This is a genomic window from Bradyrhizobium ferriligni, from assembly GCF_056837965.1.
Genome location: NZ_JBXEJO010000062.1, coordinates 24383 through 40019 on the forward strand (window position 1 = coordinate 24383; position 15637 = coordinate 40019).

The 15637-nt window shown below is 63.7% G+C and carries 15 protein-coding genes; 4 read left to right on the forward strand and 11 right to left on the reverse strand.

What is annotated here, in order from left to right:
• Positions 1-56: 56 nt before the first annotated feature.
• The 8 genes from AC1VNY_RS30725 to folE form a co-directional block, all read right to left on the reverse strand.
• Positions 57-848: a c-type cytochrome gene (locus AC1VNY_RS30725; RefSeq protein ID WP_482407970.1), complete on the reverse strand. Its 792-nt coding sequence runs from the start codon at positions 846-848 to the stop codon at positions 57-59.
• The gene (locus tag AC1VNY_RS30730) at positions 845-2470 is read right to left on the reverse strand and encodes a b(o/a)3-type cytochrome-c oxidase subunit 1 (protein WP_482407971.1); all 1626 of its coding nucleotides are present in this window, start codon (positions 2468-2470) and stop codon (positions 845-847) included. Before AC1VNY_RS30730 ends, AC1VNY_RS30725 begins: the two co-directional genes overlap by 4 nt.
• Complete coding sequence (locus tag AC1VNY_RS30735; RefSeq protein WP_482407972.1) at positions 2460-3023, reverse strand: cupredoxin domain-containing protein; 564 nt, start codon at positions 3021-3023, stop codon at positions 2460-2462. Before AC1VNY_RS30735 ends, AC1VNY_RS30730 begins: the two co-directional genes overlap by 11 nt.
• Complete coding sequence (locus AC1VNY_RS30740; protein ID WP_482407973.1) at positions 3023-3202, reverse strand: hypothetical protein; 180 nt, start codon at positions 3200-3202, stop codon at positions 3023-3025. Before AC1VNY_RS30740 ends, AC1VNY_RS30735 begins: the two co-directional genes overlap by 1 nt.
• 115 nt (positions 3203-3317) lie before the next feature.
• Positions 3318-4532: a c-type cytochrome gene (locus AC1VNY_RS30745; protein ID WP_310881695.1), complete on the reverse strand. Its 1215-nt coding sequence runs from the start codon at positions 4530-4532 to the stop codon at positions 3318-3320.
• A gap of 49 nt (positions 4533-4581) precedes the next feature.
• Positions 4582-5193, reverse strand: coding sequence for a c-type cytochrome (locus tag AC1VNY_RS30750; protein ID WP_482407974.1), 612 nt, complete (start codon positions 5191-5193; stop codon positions 4582-4584).
• Positions 5194-5398: 205 nt separating this feature from the next.
• Entirely contained in the window at positions 5399-5827 is a 429-nt protein-coding gene (gene hisI, locus AC1VNY_RS30755; protein WP_038383245.1) for a phosphoribosyl-AMP cyclohydrolase, read from the reverse strand.
• A gap of 27 nt (positions 5828-5854) precedes the next feature.
• Positions 5855-6535, reverse strand: a complete 681-nt coding sequence (gene folE, locus AC1VNY_RS30760; protein ID WP_028336162.1) for a GTP cyclohydrolase I FolE — start codon at positions 6533-6535, stop codon at positions 5855-5857.
• Between the two features lie 240 nt (positions 6536-6775).
• Here folE and AC1VNY_RS30765 point away from each other — a divergent pair, with 240 nt between their 5' ends.
• The gene (locus AC1VNY_RS30765) at positions 6776-7222 is read left to right on the forward strand and encodes an iron-sulfur cluster assembly scaffold protein (RefSeq protein WP_028342685.1); all 447 of its coding nucleotides are present in this window, start codon (positions 6776-6778) and stop codon (positions 7220-7222) included.
• Positions 7223-7247: 25 nt separating this feature from the next.
• Here AC1VNY_RS30765 and AC1VNY_RS30770 read toward each other — a convergent pair whose 3' ends face one another.
• The gene (locus AC1VNY_RS30770) at positions 7248-8180 is read right to left on the reverse strand and encodes a COG3904 family protein (protein ID WP_482407975.1); all 933 of its coding nucleotides are present in this window, start codon (positions 8178-8180) and stop codon (positions 7248-7250) included.
• 282 nt (positions 8181-8462) lie between these two features.
• On the opposite strand from AC1VNY_RS30770, the gene yidD reads away from it, so the two are divergent.
• Positions 8463-8774, forward strand: a complete 312-nt coding sequence (gene yidD / locus AC1VNY_RS30775; RefSeq protein ID WP_028342687.1) for a membrane protein insertion efficiency factor YidD — start codon at positions 8463-8465, stop codon at positions 8772-8774.
• 124 nt (positions 8775-8898) lie between these two features.
• Positions 8899-9066 carry a hypothetical protein gene (locus tag AC1VNY_RS30780; protein ID WP_016843922.1) on the forward strand — a complete coding sequence of 56 codons (168 nt, stop codon included), beginning with the start codon at positions 8899-8901 and terminating at the stop codon, positions 9064-9066.
• Between the two features lie 66 nt (positions 9067-9132).
• Here AC1VNY_RS30780 and AC1VNY_RS30785 read toward each other — a convergent pair whose 3' ends face one another.
• Complete coding sequence (locus AC1VNY_RS30785; RefSeq protein WP_482407976.1) at positions 9133-10350, reverse strand: hypothetical protein; 1218 nt, start codon at positions 10348-10350, stop codon at positions 9133-9135.
• Positions 10351-10632: 282 nt separating this feature from the next.
• On the opposite strand from AC1VNY_RS30785, the gene AC1VNY_RS30790 reads away from it, so the two are divergent.
• Positions 10633-11640, forward strand: coding sequence for a polysaccharide deacetylase family protein (locus AC1VNY_RS30790; RefSeq protein ID WP_482407977.1), 1008 nt, complete (start codon positions 10633-10635; stop codon positions 11638-11640).
• 63 nt (positions 11641-11703) lie between these two features.
• Here AC1VNY_RS30790 and AC1VNY_RS30795 read toward each other — a convergent pair whose 3' ends face one another.
• Positions 11704-15636: an NACHT and WD repeat domain-containing protein gene (locus tag AC1VNY_RS30795; protein ID WP_482407978.1), complete on the reverse strand. Its 3933-nt coding sequence runs from the start codon at positions 15634-15636 to the stop codon at positions 11704-11706.
• Position 15637: the final 1 nt, after the last annotated feature.

Consider the following 15637-nt stretch of genomic DNA (forward strand, 5'->3'; position numbering starts at 1 on the left):
TCGGCACCCATGTCCCGTCAACCTGCCGTAATTTTGGTTAATGGCGCGTTAATGGCTCAGGGCTGGGCCTCGTAGTAATGCGCGACCTGGTCGATCTCCTCGGCCGTCATCTGGCGCGCGATGTTGCGCATCTGCTGACTGATGTCGTTGCGGCGGGCCCCGGATGCAAAGGCTTCGAGCTGCGCCTTGATGTAGACCGCCGACTGGCCGCCGAGCCAGGGGCTTCCCGCCTTGTTGTCGACATCGCCGTGGCAGGAGCCGCAAGGCGCGATGTTGCGCATCGGGGCGCCCGTCACCACGATCGCCGGCGCGGGACGCGCGGTATCCAGATTGTTCGAAGGCACCCGCGGCAGATAGGCGTAATAGGCCGCAACGTCCTTCATGTCCTGATCGCTCATCGCCGCTGCGAACGGGCTCATCACCACGCTGACCCGCGCGCCGGTTTTGAAGTCATTCAGCTCCTTGTACGTCACCGCGGCAAATTGCCCGGCGAGGTTCGGTGAATGGGCGTCGCTGACGCCCTGCGGTCCGTGGCAGATCGCGCAGCGCTGCGCCAGCGTTGCGCCCCGCCCGATCGAGACCTGATTCACCTTGGTCAGCATCTCCGACGTCATGATGACGTTCGACGTCTTGAAATCCGGCTTGATGCCGGGCTCCTGCACGGCGGCACGCGGAACGCCGGCCGCGCTGCAGATCGCATCCCAGACGCCGGCAAGCTTCAAATTGGGTTGCGCCAGCGGCAACCAGATCAGGCCTGCGATGGCCGACAACACGGCAATGGCGACCGTGATGCCGACGCTGGCGCCGAACCACGGATTGCGCAGCGAGAACAGCGGCTGGTCGCTCATCGGCCTGCTCCGACATAGACCGCGGGCACGCTGGTCTCGTTCAGCGCCATCAGCTGCGCGATCGGGAAACCATAGTTCACCACGGTGAGGCCGACCATCAATGCGAGCCACAGGCCGAACGAGTTGAGCGCGACCGGAATCCGCGCCGGCATGTGCAGCGGCACCGCGAAGCGGTACGCACCCGCCTCGCCTCGCGCGCCGAATTGCCCGCGGATCAGCACGAGCAGGAACAGCAGGCCCGATATCAGAAGAATGAACCCGCCGATTGCCGACATCGTAACCGACAAGGCCTGCGGCGAGATCGCCGGGTTGGCATAGTCGTAATAGGCCATGCGGCGCGGCATGCCGAGAATACCGACATAATGCCACGGGAAGGTGGTCACGATCATGCCGATGAACCACAGCCAGAGCTGCGTGCGCATCAGGCCAAAACTGTCCAGCGCCCTGTCGGTCAGATGCGGCCACAGATCATAGGCGATGGCAAAATACATGATGACGATGGCGCCACCGAAGATCAGGTGGAAATGGCCGGTGATCCACTGCGTGTTGTGCACGGTGGCGTCGAGCTGATAGCTCATGTTGATCAGACCGCCGGCGCCTCCGAAGCCGAGCATGACCAGCGACAGCGCCGTCGCCAGCATGATCGGATTGGACCACGGCAGCGCGCCGATCCAGCCGAATGCACCGCGGCCACCGCGCAGGCGGCTGGCGATCTCCGCCGACGCGCAGATCGTGAACACCGTGAGCAGCGTCGGCAGCGCGACGAGGCCGGTGAACACCGAGTGCATGAACTTGAATCCGGCGCCGACCTGCGGGTCGGCAAACAGGTGATGCACGCCGATCGGCATCGCCACCACGACGAACAGGATGAACGAAATCCGCGCCATCGCGTCGCTGAACAGCCGGCCGCCGATCGCCCGCGGGAAGATCGTGTAGTAGGCGATGTAGGTCGGGATCAGCCAGAAATAGACGATGGCATGAAGGGTCCAGGAGAAGAAGACGCGGGCCAGCCCCGCATCGATCGTCGACTTCAGCCCAAGCGCCACGGGCAGGATCTGGAACAGGATCTCGAGCGCCGCGCCGACCGCGGTCCAGCCCCAGAGCAACGAGCCCGCGACATTGGCGTACATCGCAAGCGGCACCGGCTTGCCCGGGTTCTCGCGCTTCCAGATCGTGAAATTGGTCACCATCAGCGCGACCCAGATCCATGAGCCGACCACGACCATGACGACGCCGATGTAGTAGAAGGGATTGCCGACCATCGGCGGATAGAAGGTGTAGAGCACCGAGGCGAGCCCGAGCGACACCGGGATCATCGCGACAATGGCGCCGACGGCGACCAGGAAGAAGCCCACCCAGGCCCAGCGCCGTCCAACCAGCTCCTTCTCGAGTGAGGCTTCGGTGATCGCGTAGCCGAATCCCATCGCGATCAGCGTCGGGAAGACGTATCCCATCGCCGAGCCATGGGCGGTGACCGAGCGATAATAGAATTCGGGATTGAAATGCCAGGCGTTCAACGGGCTGCGCACGAACATCTGCCAGGCACCGAGCACCAGCGCGACGCCGAACACGATGAAGGCAAGCCAGAAATGCGCCGCGATCAGCCGCTTGTTAATCAACACAGGTCAGCCTCCGCTTCACTGCCGCCATGTCCCGGAACGCAGCCTTGTCGACCACCTTGACCTTGCCCCACATGCCTTGGTGGCCGATGCCGCAGAATTCCTGGCACGGCATCACGTGATCGCCCGGCGCCTTGAAGCGCACCGGCAGGTCCGTGACGTAACCCGGCACCAGCATCGTGTTGATGTTGGTGCCTTCGATCAGGAAACCGTGGACGACATCGGCGCTGGTGGCGCGGAAGGTGATCGGCGTCTCCGCGGGCACCACGATGCATTGCGGCGTAAAGGAATATTGCTGGCCAATCGCGCGCACGGTGACCGATCCGTCGGCCTGCATTTCGCTGCCGAGATTGCTCTCGACGAATTCGCCCGACAGATGCAGCGTCTTGGGATCGGCGGTTTCGACCCGGCCCTGCGGCATCGTCGCCTGATGGATGCCGATATAGGTTGCCATGCCGACCAGGACGCCGACGATCACGATCGACAGCGTCGCCCAGCGCCGCTCGATCCGTGCGGCAACCGCCTCGCCGAGGCTGTGGTCAGTCTCGCTCGCCATCAAGGAACGCTCCGCGGCAGGAAGACCAGCAGGTAGAATGCAAACCACAATCCGACCACGACGGCCGTCGCAATGCCCGCGACCGCGATCGCGCCACCCGGACCGGCGCGGACGATGGTCTCGACATCATCGTCTTCCGAGCCCAATGCCGGCGGTTGCGGCGAAGACGAATTGATCATGATCGCGCTCCCCTTAACGCGCGACGAGACGAGATTGACTGGTCATCGCGCTTTAGCTCCTTTGTTTGAGCATGATCGTTTCGGAAAACCGCTTCGCATTTTTCCGGATCATGCTTTAGTTCAGCGTTGCTGCCCGCAGTTCGTTGGCCTGCCGCGCCGACACCGGCTCGCCGCGATTGCCCCAGGCCGTTCGAATGTAGGTCACGACAGCCGCGACCTCGTCATCCGACAGCTTCTGCGCGAACGGCGGCATGCCGTGGGGCATCGGATTGCCCGACGTGCCCGGCGGATACCCGCCATTGAGCACCATCCGGATCGGGTTCACCGCGGAGACCATCTGGATCGACTGATTGCCGGCAAGCGGCGGATAATCCGGCGGCATGCCCTGCCCGGTCGCGCCATGACAGCTTGCGCAGTCGCGGTCATAGATCGACTTGCCAAAGGACAGCAGCAGACTGCTCTCGGCCGACGGCAGCGAAGTCGACGCCTTTTCCGGAGGACCGCCCTGCGCAAGGCCCTTCAGGTAGACCGCCATCGCGCGCGCATCATCATCATTGAGATATTGCAGGCTGTTGTAGACGACCTCGGCCATCGGCCCGTACACGGCGCCCTTCGCGGACACGCCCTTGCGCAGATAGTCGACGATCTCCTCGATCGTCCAGTCGCCGAGCCCCGTCTCTTTGTTGGAGGTCAGCGACGGCGCGTACCAGTTCTGCATCGGGATCAGGCCGCCCTCGAAGGCCTGCGACTGCTTGCTGCCGCCGAGCGCATTGATCGGGGTGTGACACATCCCGCAATGACCCAGCCCCTCGACCAGATAGTTACCCCTGTTCCACTCCGCCGACTTCGTTGGATCCGGCTTGAACTCGCCTTCCCTGAAGAACAGCGTGCGCCAGCCGAGGATCAGCGAGCGATTGTTGAACGGGAATGTCAGGTCATGCGGCTTGTTGAGCTGCCTCACCGGCGGCACCGTGCGCAAATAGGCGTAGATCGCGTCGCTGTCCTCGCGCGTCACCTTGGTATAGGAGGCGAACGGCATCGCCGGATAGACCAGGCCGCCATCGGGGAAGCGGCCATTGTGCATCATCTGGTAGAACTGATCCGACGTCCACGTCCCGATCCCGGTCTGCGGGTCGGGCGTGATGTTCGATGTGTAGAGCGTGCCGAATGGCGTCTTCATCGGGAGGCCGCCGGCGAAGGTCTTGCCTTCGCGCGCGGTGTGGCAGGCGATGCAATCGCCGGCGCGTGCGAGATACTCGCCCTTGGCGAGGACGGCCGGATCGGCTGCCTTCTGCTGCGCCGATGCCGCGATGGGCGACAGTGCCAGCATCACTCCGACAAGCAGTCCGGTTAAGGTTCGCGACATCGGCACGATCCCTTCAGTGCGGTTCGCTGCCGCATTCGAGCGGCATCGGAAGGCTGCCTCGCGGCGCGAAGGATGGATCCGCCGGCGCCGGACGCGACGACAGGTAGGCGGCCACCGCCTTCACGTCGTCCTCCGTCAGCAGGCTCGCGACGATCTGCATGCAGTCGGGAGCGAACGCGGTCCGCGTGCCGTAGCGCCAGCCGCCGAGCTGGCCGCTGATATAGGCCGCGCGCAGGCCAAGCAGGCCGGGAATGCCGGGCTCCATGCCGCCCAACGTCAGACCATGGCAGGCCGAACAGGGCGGAATGCCGTGCTGCGGATCGCCGTTCTTCACGATCGTCTCGCCGCGCGCCAGAATCTCCTTGCTGTCGACCGGCGGGACCGGCGGCGGAAATGCCGGCCTGAGCGAGGCGAAATATTCGGCGATCTTCTTCAGGTAATCGTCGGTCTGAAACTCCAGCAGGTAGTTCATCGGCGGATATTTCCGCCGTCCATCCCTGAATGCGATGAGCTGGTTGTAGAGATAGCCTGCCGGCTTGCCGGCCAGCCGCGGGAAATAGGCGTCGCTGGTGCCCTCGCCTTCGGCGCCGTGACACGGCGCACAGGCAAGGACGCGCGCGGCCATCGTGTCGGGTGCGCGCTCGGTTGTTTGCGATTGCGCTGCACCGATCGGCAACACAACCCAGGCAAGAAACCCAACAAGCGGTATCAGACGATGCGCCACAACTCACCCCCAGCGCGACGACGATGTGCAATTACTTGCACACGGCCGAACAGGAGGCAACGAAGTGCATCACTTCGACGCATCGCATTTGATTTAGATCAACGCTCTATTTGCGATAGACCTGCGCCGGATCGAACATCCGATCGGCATCGACGAATGACAAACGAATGTCACCGCCCTCGTCCTTCACCGCGCGATAGAAACAGGAGCGCCGTCCGGTGTGGCAGGCAGCGCCGATCTGCTCGACCTTGATCCACACCGCGTCCTGATCGCAATCCATCCGGATCTCGACCACGCGCTGGGTCTGGCCCGAGCTCTCGCCCTTGCGCCACAGCGCATTGCGCGAGCGGCTGTAGTACCAGCCTTCGCCGGTCGCGATCGTCTTGCGCAGGGCTTCATCGTTCATGTGCGCGACCATCAGCACATCGCCGGTCGCGGCATCGGTCGCGACGCAGGTCACAAGACCTGCCGCGTCGAATTTGGGCTGGAAGGCCAGCCCCTCCTCGCGGTCGTGATCGTGGGTCGCTGCGGACACGGAAGACCTCGCTCAGGAAATGCGAGGTTACCGGTTCGGTCCTCGCACCAGGGACAGGAAACGCTGCTGCTCCGCCGGATTGTCGCGGAACATGCCGGTGAAGCGGCTGGTGAAGGTCGATGCACCATGCTTGGCGACGCCGCGCACCGACATGCAGGTATGCTCCGCCTCGATCAGCACTGCAACGCCGCGGGGCTTCAGCACCTCGTCGATCGCAGCCGCGACCTGCGCGGTGAGATGCTCCTGGGTCTGCAGACGGCGGGCGAAGATGTCGGTCAGGCGCGCCAGCTTGGAGAGGCCGACGACGCGCTCCACCGGCGTATAGGCGATATGCGCCTTGCCGTAGAACGGCATCATGTGATGCTCGCACTGCGAGGTGAACTCGATGTCGCGGACGAGGACGAAATCGTCGTAGCCGGCGGTCTCGCCGAAGGTGCGGTTTAGCACCTCGGCCGGGCACTGGTGGTAGCCCTGATAAAGCTCGTCGTAGGCCTCGACGACCCGGCGCGGCGTGTCGAGCAGGCCCTCGCGGCCGGTGTTCTCGCCTATATAGGCGAGCAGCGTCTTGACGGCGTCCTCCGCCTCCGCCCGCGACGGGCGCGGCTGGTCGGCACGAACGGCCGCCGTCATGAATTCTGAGGGGTCGAGCTCGCCGGGCTTGGCGTCGGCCGGCTTGCTGGGGCGAATCGACTTGATCAAGGCGTCCATGTCTTCTCCGTTCGACCGGCCCTCGGATTTGACCTTGGTCCGGATGTGTCACCGGGCAGACGGGGCGGATGGTTCGACCGCCGGGCGCCTGAGTCCCATTATTGTAGCACCGCCGCGGCGGAGGTGGGCCGCGGTGGCTGCATGGCCGGGCTATGTTTCCGGCGTTGCCGTCCATATATAGGACGGTGCAACCCAGCCGCCAAGAGCGCCCGGCACGGCCGGAACCAGGCATCTGTCCCCATGCTGAACGACATTTACAACAAGCGGATCATCGAGTTGGCCGGCAATATTCCGCGCCTCGGACGGCTGGCCGACCCGGACGCCAGCGCCACCGCCCACTCCAAATTGTGCGGTTCGACCGTCAAGGTCGATCTCAAGATGGACGGTCCCGTGGTGACGGACTTCGCCCATGACGTGAAGGCCTGTGCGCTCGGCCAGGCCTCCTCCTCGATCATGGCGAGCCAGGTGGTGGGCTCGACCGCGGACGAGCTGCGCGAATTGCGCGAGACGGTCCGCAAGATGCTGAAGGAAAACGGGCAGCCCCCGCAAGGCGGCAAATGGGCCGATATCGCGCTGCTCGAGCCGGTGCGCGACTACAAGGCCCGCCATGCCTCGACCCTGCTGACCTTCGATGCCGTGGTCGATGCGATCGGCCAGATCGAGGCCAAGGCGAAGCAGCCGGCGTAAGCCTTACTCCCCGCCGGCCCACGCCCTACTGCGCGGGCTGGACCGGCGCCGGCGCCGGCGCTGCGCTGCCGCCGGTCGGCACCACGGCCTCGGCGGTCTTGGTCGCCCTCGCCGCCTGTGGCGCCTGACCCTCCATCGTGTTGCTCACGAAGCGATCGTTGTTCTTCGGCTTCGCCTCGGCGACGGGAATTGCGTTGTCCTTGCTGTTGTCCTGCCGCGGCAGCACGTCGGCAACCGCATCCGTGGTGATGAGATTGGTCAGCCGCAATTCGGCCGCCGACAATTCGTGCAGGTCTTCCCACGGCGGCACGCTGAGCGAGAGCGCCAGCAGGTCACCCGCGCCGCCCATGTCGAAGGTGTATTTGGCAAGACGGCCGATATCGCGCTCGACGATCATCAGGTCCTGCGCGGTGTAGCTCGCGGCCTTGGCGTCGTCGGCGCGATCGCCCATCCAGATCTGATGCACGCGGACATGGGCGGCCGGCGGAACGTAGCGCGTCTTGCCCGACAGCAGCAGGAACACGCACATCGACTCGCAATAGGCATCCGGCAGAACGCTCGCGCGGCCGCCCTGCGCGACCTGATTGACGACGCTGGTGCCGACCGTGGTCAGCACGCCGAGACCGCGGAAGCGGCGGCCGAGCGCGATCGCGTCGTTGACCGAGCCGCCGCTGGAGTCGAGCACGACGGTTGCGCCGTTGAGCTGACGGCCGCGCGCAAACTCGTCGAATTCCCTTGGACTATCGGCCGTGATGATGCCGACCGCGGACACCCAGCCGCGGCAATTCGGCTGGCAGGCGATCCAGCTGAACTTCATCGGCAGCTTGCGCTCTTCGAGGGTCGAATTGGCCTGCGCGGAACCGCCCGCCATGGCGGCGGTGCCGGAAACCGCGAAGCAAAGAGCAACGGCGCCGGTAAGCGCCCAACTGCGCAACGAGAGCGACTTGACGAGCCTCAATTTGGTTCCTTCCCCCAAGCCCTTGGTGATGCGAGCGGTGGCAATGGCCCCATGGCAATGCGCCACGATTCTGTCAGCGGCGCGTTATGGGAACGGTAGCGTTGCTGACCCGGACCGTCCATAGAGCCCTTGCTGCAGCGCCATCGGTGCTGTGCAATAATAACGAACTGTGGCGTAAATATCTGCAACAAAACAGTTCCTTGGCTTGGAACCCCCGCAAGACTACGTACATACTTGCGTATGCCGCCGACAGACCATTCAACGACACACCATCCACGATGCATGGAATGTGCCAGCACCATGCGCCGCTTGCCGCGCAACCTCGGCCGCGCCCTGATCTGGATCTACCGGCACACGCTGTCGCCGCTGGTCGGCTACAACTGCCGGCATCTGCCGACCTGCTCGGTCTATGGCGACGAGGCGATCGAACGCTTCGGCCTGTGGGGCGGCGGCTGGATGACGCTGGCGCGGCTGCTGCGCTGCCAGCCCTGGGGAACATCCGGGATCGATAATGTCCCGCTGACGAAGCCGCCCGGGGCACGCTGGTACCTGCCCTGGCGCTATGGCCGCTGGCGCGGCGTCAACGACGGTTGACGCGGCGTCAACGAGAATTGATCGGTTGCTGCGGCAGGTCCAAGCGCGGCGCGCATTGCTGCCCGGCGGAACTGTGGCGATAGTTGGCGCATTGTTCCGTTGCCCCTTTGGGGAGGAAACAACAATGCGCTGGAAAATCAGCCACAACGGTCATGATCCCCGGCAGATCGACTTGCTGGCCGTGCTTGCCCTGCTCGTCGTGATCGTCGCCGCCTACGGCTACTTCACCCACAATCCGAACAAGCCGAGCACGACGGCGTTCATCGTGCCCAGCCAAAGCGTGAGGTGGTGACGCGCAGCGCAAGCGCCACGCGCTTGCCGCGAGCGACAACCGCTTCGCTCTTTTCCGGATCGTGCTTTAGCGCCACAGCCAGAAGTCACCCGGCGGCGCCGCTGCCGGCGGACGCGGCCTGCGCGGCTTCGGCTTCGATGCAAGCTGCGGCATCTGCTCGGACGGCGGCAGCGCTTCCGCCGTCGCGGTCCCGTCACCGGACAGCCTCACCGACAGCAGCACGTTCGATTCATTCGGCCGCCAGCGATAGCCGATGCCGAATTCGATCGGCCGCGCCTGGGCGAACAACTCGGCATAGGACTGCTGATAGAGACCGGGAAATTTGTCGACCGGACCGAGATAGCGGCCGAATGGAAGAAAGCGCCACTTCCGTGGGCTGTAATGCGCAAGCGGAATTCCGGAATCGTCCTGGATGATCGTCGCGCTGTTGGCGAGAATGAAGCTGCGCACCGCCGAGAAGTCGGCGAGATGCATGAGGTAGGATGCACTCTTGATCAGGCTGTCGCCGGGCGCGAGCGTGGCGCAGAACTTCAGGAAGCCACTCGCCTTCACGCCGGAATTGGAGAGGTCGGTCGCGAAGTAATACAGCGTCTTCCCGACGCCGTCAGCGCCGGCAAAGACGATACGCGTGCCGCGCGCGTTGCCGCGTGCCGACACGGTCAGACCGACATGGAGCGCCCCGTTGGCATCGAGCGTCACCGGCTTGACGTCGCGGATCGTCATGCCGGAGCGCGCCAGGAACACATAGAGGATCGGCAGCGTGCCGCTGACCTCGCCGGCATCGAGGTCCGTCTTCATCTGCCTGGTGTTGAAGAAGGAGAAATTCAGCAGCGACCAGAGCGAACGCTCGATGTTGTCGAGCGCGAGCGCGAGCGCGACGGCGTCGGGCGGCAGCGCGCTCAGATCGGACACGCCGCCGGTCGGCTCCAGTCCGCTCAGCACATACGTCGTCGCCCTCGAATAGAACGCATTGGCATAGAGGAAATCCGGGCCGGCGAACATGTAGAACATGGTCGGCCTGGGTGCGGCGAGATTGGCGGCGGACCAGTCACCAATCTTCGACAATTGCTGTTGCGCGAGCTGGGCGAACGCGGAATCGAAGAATTTTGCATGGCGCTGCCAGGCCGGATCCGCCGTCAAGGGCAGCAGCGGCGAATTGGCCGACGGCTGCAGGCCGGCAAGAAAACGCGCAGTGTCATCCGCGGTAACGTCAGCAGCACGCACCGCCGGGGCGATCAGCACAAATGCCAGCGCCAGCACCACGACGGACAAGGATATTCTCATTCCAACTCCAGACGGTCATGGGACGATCAGGCCACTTGGGGAAGACCAGGTTGATCAACGGGCCTCGAGGCGGGATGACTCGCGCGCATGTCGATCCTGCAGGCGACGAGCAATTTAGCGCTGGATTATACCGCAGGTTGCCCTAGAGTTTAACCTGCTCCATCATGAATCCATCTGTTTCTGCGTGCGGCCCGACCTTGTCGATTCACGGCTTTTCGATTCACGGCTTTGTCGATTCACAAGGCTTCACGTTCCTGACATCGTTTTCGAGCGCGACAAGTCATGTTCAGAAAGAATTTGATCGCGATTCTCCTGGTGGTGTCGTGCATGCCGGTTACCTCGCCGACGCCGCATGCCGAAGATGCTCCCCTCTCGGCACGCGCTCCCCAGGCGTGCTGGACCGCCGCGGACCTCGCTGCACGGGACGGCGAAGACAACATCGTCAAGGAGAGGCTAGAGCCTCCACTCCCCCAACCCGCGTCGGTGGACGCGACGTCGGCCGGGCCGAGCACACCGGGCAGCGTTCGGAGCGTCCGCTTGCCGCCCGGCAAGCGGCTGATCGCGCTGACCTTCGACTTGTGCGAAGGCGTCAATGAGGTCGCCGGCTATCAAGGCAAGATCGTGGACATCCTGCGTGGCCACGGGGTCAAGGCGACGTTCTTCATGAGCGGCAAATGGATGATGACCCACAGGCTTCGCGCCCAGCAACTGATCTCGGATGCCCGCTTCGAGGTCGGCAATCATACGTGGGAGCACCGCAACCTGCGCCTGTTGTCGGGTGCGGCCGCGGCGGACGAAATCAGGAAGGCCGATCAGGCCTACGACGAGCTCCGCCAGGAGCTCGAGGGCCGCAAATGCGCCGTGCCCGGCCGCGAAGCAATGACCGATGCGATCGCGCCGAAATCGATGGGCCTGTTCCGGTTTCCCTACGGGGCCTGCGATTCCAAATCGCTCGCGACGGTCAGCCAGCAGGGCCTTGTGCCGATCCAGTGGGATGTGTCGTCAGATGACCCCGACTGGAAAGAGCGCCCGGACGCCATGACGAAACGCGTGCTCGACAACGTGCACCCGGGATCGATCGTGCTGTTTCATGCGAACGGCCGCGGCTGGTACACTGACGATGCACTTCCGGACATCATTTCGAGCTTGCGCAAGCAGGGCTACGACTTCGTCACCGTGACGGAGCTTCTCAAGGCGGGCGAGCCTGTGATTAGCTCGTCCTGCTACGACCAGACCGTCGGAGACACCGATCAATACGACGAGCTCGCGCGCCAAATCGAGGCGCGGTGATCCTTGCACGCGGCCCCGCAAGAATAACCAGACCGGAATGGACGACCGCCGCGCGCGGCGCCGTTACGGCGAAACGTCGTGCAGGACCGACCTCGCATATGAGGTGACGGCGTTGCCGTCCTCGAAGAATGTCCCGACATTGACGTCGCCGGCTTCCGAACCGGTTGCCATCAGAGTGCCGCGCATAGTCTTGGCGACGGCAAGGCCGAACAAACTGTTGCGATACGTCAATTTGGCGATCTGGGCTCCCGAACGCGCATCGCTCACGATCACCGAATTGTCGTCCGACGTGCTGACGATCGACTTGCCCGACGGGGAGAACTTCGCAGCCGTGACGTAGGGCGAAGCATGATGGCTGACGTTTTTCGAATCCTTGCTCGCAACGTCCCAAATCTTCACCTCTCCGGCTTGGGACGAGGCAACCAGGGCCGTCTCATCCGGCGCGAAATCAAGCGAGTTCACTTCCCCCTTGTGACCGCCATAGGAGCGGAACTGATTGCGATTGCGAAGATCGAATAGTTGAATCGGGCACTTTCCTGCACCGGCAGCGACCAGTCGCCCGCTTCCGGAGAGCGCAATGTGCACCTCCGATTCGTTCGACGTGCAATCGTCGTCGGGCGCTTCGGAGGGTATCTTTCCATTCAGCGGCAGCGTCACGACATCAGGATTTTCCGATGCCGAACAGCTCCATCGCGCGCCTCGCAACGGGCACAGCAGGACGCTCGCCGTCTTCCCGTTTCGCACCTCGACGGCCAGCAGCGTGCCGGACGCGCCGATCGCCAAAGCGCGTCCGACCAGGATCGGGTCGCCGGGCAATGCGACGGTCCGCACCACCCATCCACCATCGCCTTGCCTGTTCCACACGGTGAGTAGCGGCTCCACGGCGCTTACGACGATCTCGTTGGCGGTCCGGACCAGCACCTGATCGTATTTTGGCTTCCCCTCGGTCGGAAGCGGCTGCGGCATTTTCCCGGCAGCTTTCACGTAGACGTCGGCCTTGTCGGTAAAGACGACCTCCTCGCCGGAGGGATTGAGCGCCACCGAGAAAACCCGCCGCGGCCGCTTGTCTTCGGCTGGAGGCAAGCGATAGCTCAGTTCGCGGATACTCGCCCTGTCGATGAGCGGCGTCCAGACCCGCGCGGTGCGATCGAGCGACGATGTGACCAGCATCGTCGACGCGGGATTGAAGCGGACGGTTCGTAGCGGGTAAAAATCGACGGCGGTATCTTCCGCGCCGGCCGGCCGCGGACTTTGCCGCGATGCCAACGCGTCGGCCGCAATCACGTTGAGCAGACGCCAGGTTCCGGTTTGATAGACCCGAACGGAGCCGTAGAAATCTCCCGTCGCGAGCAGGCTGCCGTCGCGGCTGACATCAACGTCCCAGATGGCGTTGTTGTGCTCAAGCGCGAAAGGCAAAGGCTTTGCGGTGCGCGTCGATGCGTCGAACTCCCAGATCGTGACCTTGGCATCGTTGCCGGCGGAGACCAGCGTCGAACCGTTCGGCAGAAACTTGACCGATTTGACCCGGCGCTTGGTGGACTCCTCCGGGCAAATGGACCGGCTAGGGTCATCGACCGGCAGGAAGCAGATGCGTCCGTCTCCAAGGCCGACCGCGATCGTCTGTTTGGCGCGGTCGATATCGACCGCCCAGATATCCGCGGCCGACAGCTGCTTCTTCAGATCAACGTCTTGCTTCAAGGTCCATGACAACGGATCCTGCGCCTGCGAAGCGCCGGGTGGCGCAGCCGGGGATAAAGATCGCTCCCAAATCGCGATGTTTCCCGCGCGCGAGGACGTCACGAGCAGTGTGCCGTCGAAGGAAAACACCACCTTGAACACACTATCGATGCCGTGCGGGTTATGACCATCGATTTGCAGGGCCTTGAACCTGTTCTCCGTGCCGGTCAGGTCAAGCAGCACCACTGATCCCTGATTGAATCCGATCGCCGCGACGTCGCCCCGAGGCGACACGATGAGCGATCGGCCCTGCGCGCGGTTTCCTTCGGTGTCGGGCAAGCCGAAATCGACCTCGCGCAAGACGTCGCGCCCGGGAGTAACCGCCCATTGATGGAGTATTCCCGACTTGTCGATCGCAAGCACCGAATTTCCATCGGCGGCAAAGTCGGCCGCATGAACCTCATCCCCGGCACCAAAGCGATAGAGTTCGTAGACCTGCGGCAACTTGCTCCATACGGCACCGAAATTCGCCAGTCCAAGGTTGAACGCCTTCAGCGCCGATTTGACCTGGTAAATTCGCGTATGCTCAAGCGGAAGACTCCAGATCTCCTGTTCGTCTTCGACCCTTTGTTTTTCCTGCGCCACCCTTTCCTTCTCGCGGGCATTCGCACTCACCATCTGGAAAGACACCAACGACACGCCAGCAAGGAGCCCAAGCGCGACGACGATCGAGGTCACCACGAACAGCCATTGTTGTCGCTTCGAGGCGTCTAGCAGTGCCACGATCGCCTTGAAAATCGCCTCCGGTGTCGCCCTCCGTGTGCCGCTCTCGGGCGGGCCCGACCAATCGACGTTGCCGAGATAGCGGGCCGCCCATTCAGAACTGGGGCGGGTCTTGTCAAACCATGACTGGTACTGGCCGCGCGCGACCCACTTCAAGCCGATCCCTGCGAACAGCCTCTCGAAGGCCGATCGGCTGTCCGGGGTGCTGCTCCAGTCCCGCGCCAGACGTGCAAGCGAGGCGATGTTTTCGCCCGACCTCTTCTCGTCGGCCATCCATTCCGCCTGCAACGGCTGCCAGAGCCGCAGGATGCACTCATGCGTGACGTCGACGGTGTCCTCCTTGGCAAGAAGAGGGTCATATCGAAGGTAGGCCTCGTCGCGGGTGACGAATGCGCGGACGATGGAGCGGGTGTCGTCGTCTGACGCGCCGATGATCTTCGCCAGCGTTCCGAGCTTCTGCGGCTGCCGGATATCGCGATTCCGGCTGTCGACGGTGGTGAGGGCGCAAAACGCCAGCCGCGCCGCCGGCTTCAGGTGCTCCGGCAAGGTATCGTAGCGCTGCGTCAGCCGGTCCGACAGCGTGTGACGCAGCGCGAGCCGGCCCTCGGCCGACATCAGATCGAGCTTCTTGGGAAGCTCGAAGACGCCGACAAAGTCGTCGAGCCCTATGGTGACGTCCTTGCGGTTCTCCGCCAGCGTCTTCGCGGCATACAGCCTCCGCAAGGCGTGCTGCATCAGCGGAAGCCTGTCGAGCTCGTCCTCCAGGCAATTCAGCAGCCATGTCGAAAGGTCCGGCAGAATCTGGCCACCCCACAGCGTGATGGGCCCTTCGATCGCTTGCTGGATCTGGTAGCGGTCGAGCACGGGGGTGAGAAACTGGCTGTCGTTGATCAGGTGCGCCAGTCCGGGATAGCGCGAACACTTCTCCAGCTCGTCCGTGCGGATGGTGATGACGATGTAGATCTTGCCCTTGGCCGCGGCGGTCTTTAGCAGGATCTCGACGAGGTTGACCGCCGCTTCGGAGTCCGACTGGGCATAGCGGAACAGCTCCTCGAATTGATCGACCAGGATCATGATCGGCCGCGTACCGATCCCGGCAACCAGATCGAGCACCGTGTTCAGATCACTGGTGCGACGCTGGGTGATGACGTGGTCCTTGAGGAACTCCCGGATCTGCGCCGACCGTTCGTCGGCCCTGCCCTCCGCATCCTTCTGCACTTCGCTGACGATCGCATCGGCGATGCCGCCAAACAGATTGTCCAGCGGGTGGTCACCGGGATGCAGGTCGCAGAAGATCCAGTCGGAGCCCTCGCCGGGCAGGAAGCCGGCCTCCAGATGGTTCATCAGCCCGGTCCGCGCCAACGACGACTTGCCGCAACCGGACGACCCGGTGACGCAAAGGAAATGGCTTTTCGAAAGCTTGACGATCATCTCGCTGATGTGATCGTCGCGACCGAAGAAGATGTCGCTCTCGTCCTTCCGGAACGGCCGCAATCCCGGGTAGGGCTCGAGACTGCTGATGTCGCCCGGCTCCACG

Coding starts and splice junctions, on each gene's coding strand:
- AC1VNY_RS30740 (WP_482407973.1), bottom strand. CDS start 3,202: ATGATCAATTCGTCTTCGCCGCAACCGCCGGCATTGGGCTCGGAAGAC.
- folE (WP_028336162.1), bottom strand. CDS start 6,535: ATGGACGCCTTGATCAAGTCGATTCGCCCCAGCAAGCCGGCCGACGCC.
- yidD (WP_028342687.1), top strand. CDS start 8,463: ATGGAATGTGCCAGCACCATGCGCCGCTTGCCGCGCAACCTCGGCCGC.
- AC1VNY_RS30750 (WP_482407974.1), bottom strand. CDS start 5,193: ATGGCCGCGCGCGTCCTTGCCTGTGCGCCGTGTCACGGCGCCGAAGGC.
- AC1VNY_RS30790 (WP_482407977.1), top strand. CDS start 10,633: ATGTTCAGAAAGAATTTGATCGCGATTCTCCTGGTGGTGTCGTGCATG.
- AC1VNY_RS30765 (WP_028342685.1), top strand. CDS start 6,776: ATGCTGAACGACATTTACAACAAGCGGATCATCGAGTTGGCCGGCAAT.
- AC1VNY_RS30745 (WP_310881695.1), bottom strand. CDS start 4,532: ATGCTGGCACTGTCGCCCATCGCGGCATCGGCGCAGCAGAAGGCAGCC.
- AC1VNY_RS30780 (WP_016843922.1), top strand. CDS start 8,899: ATGCGCTGGAAAATCAGCCACAACGGTCATGATCCCCGGCAGATCGAC.
- AC1VNY_RS30725 (WP_482407970.1), bottom strand. CDS start 848: ATGAGCGACCAGCCGCTGTTCTCGCTGCGCAATCCGTGGTTCGGCGCC.
- AC1VNY_RS30735 (WP_482407972.1), bottom strand. CDS start 3,023: ATGGCGAGCGAGACTGACCACAGCCTCGGCGAGGCGGTTGCCGCACGG.
- AC1VNY_RS30785 (WP_482407976.1), bottom strand. CDS start 10,350: ATGAGAATATCCTTGTCCGTCGTGGTGCTGGCGCTGGCATTTGTGCTG.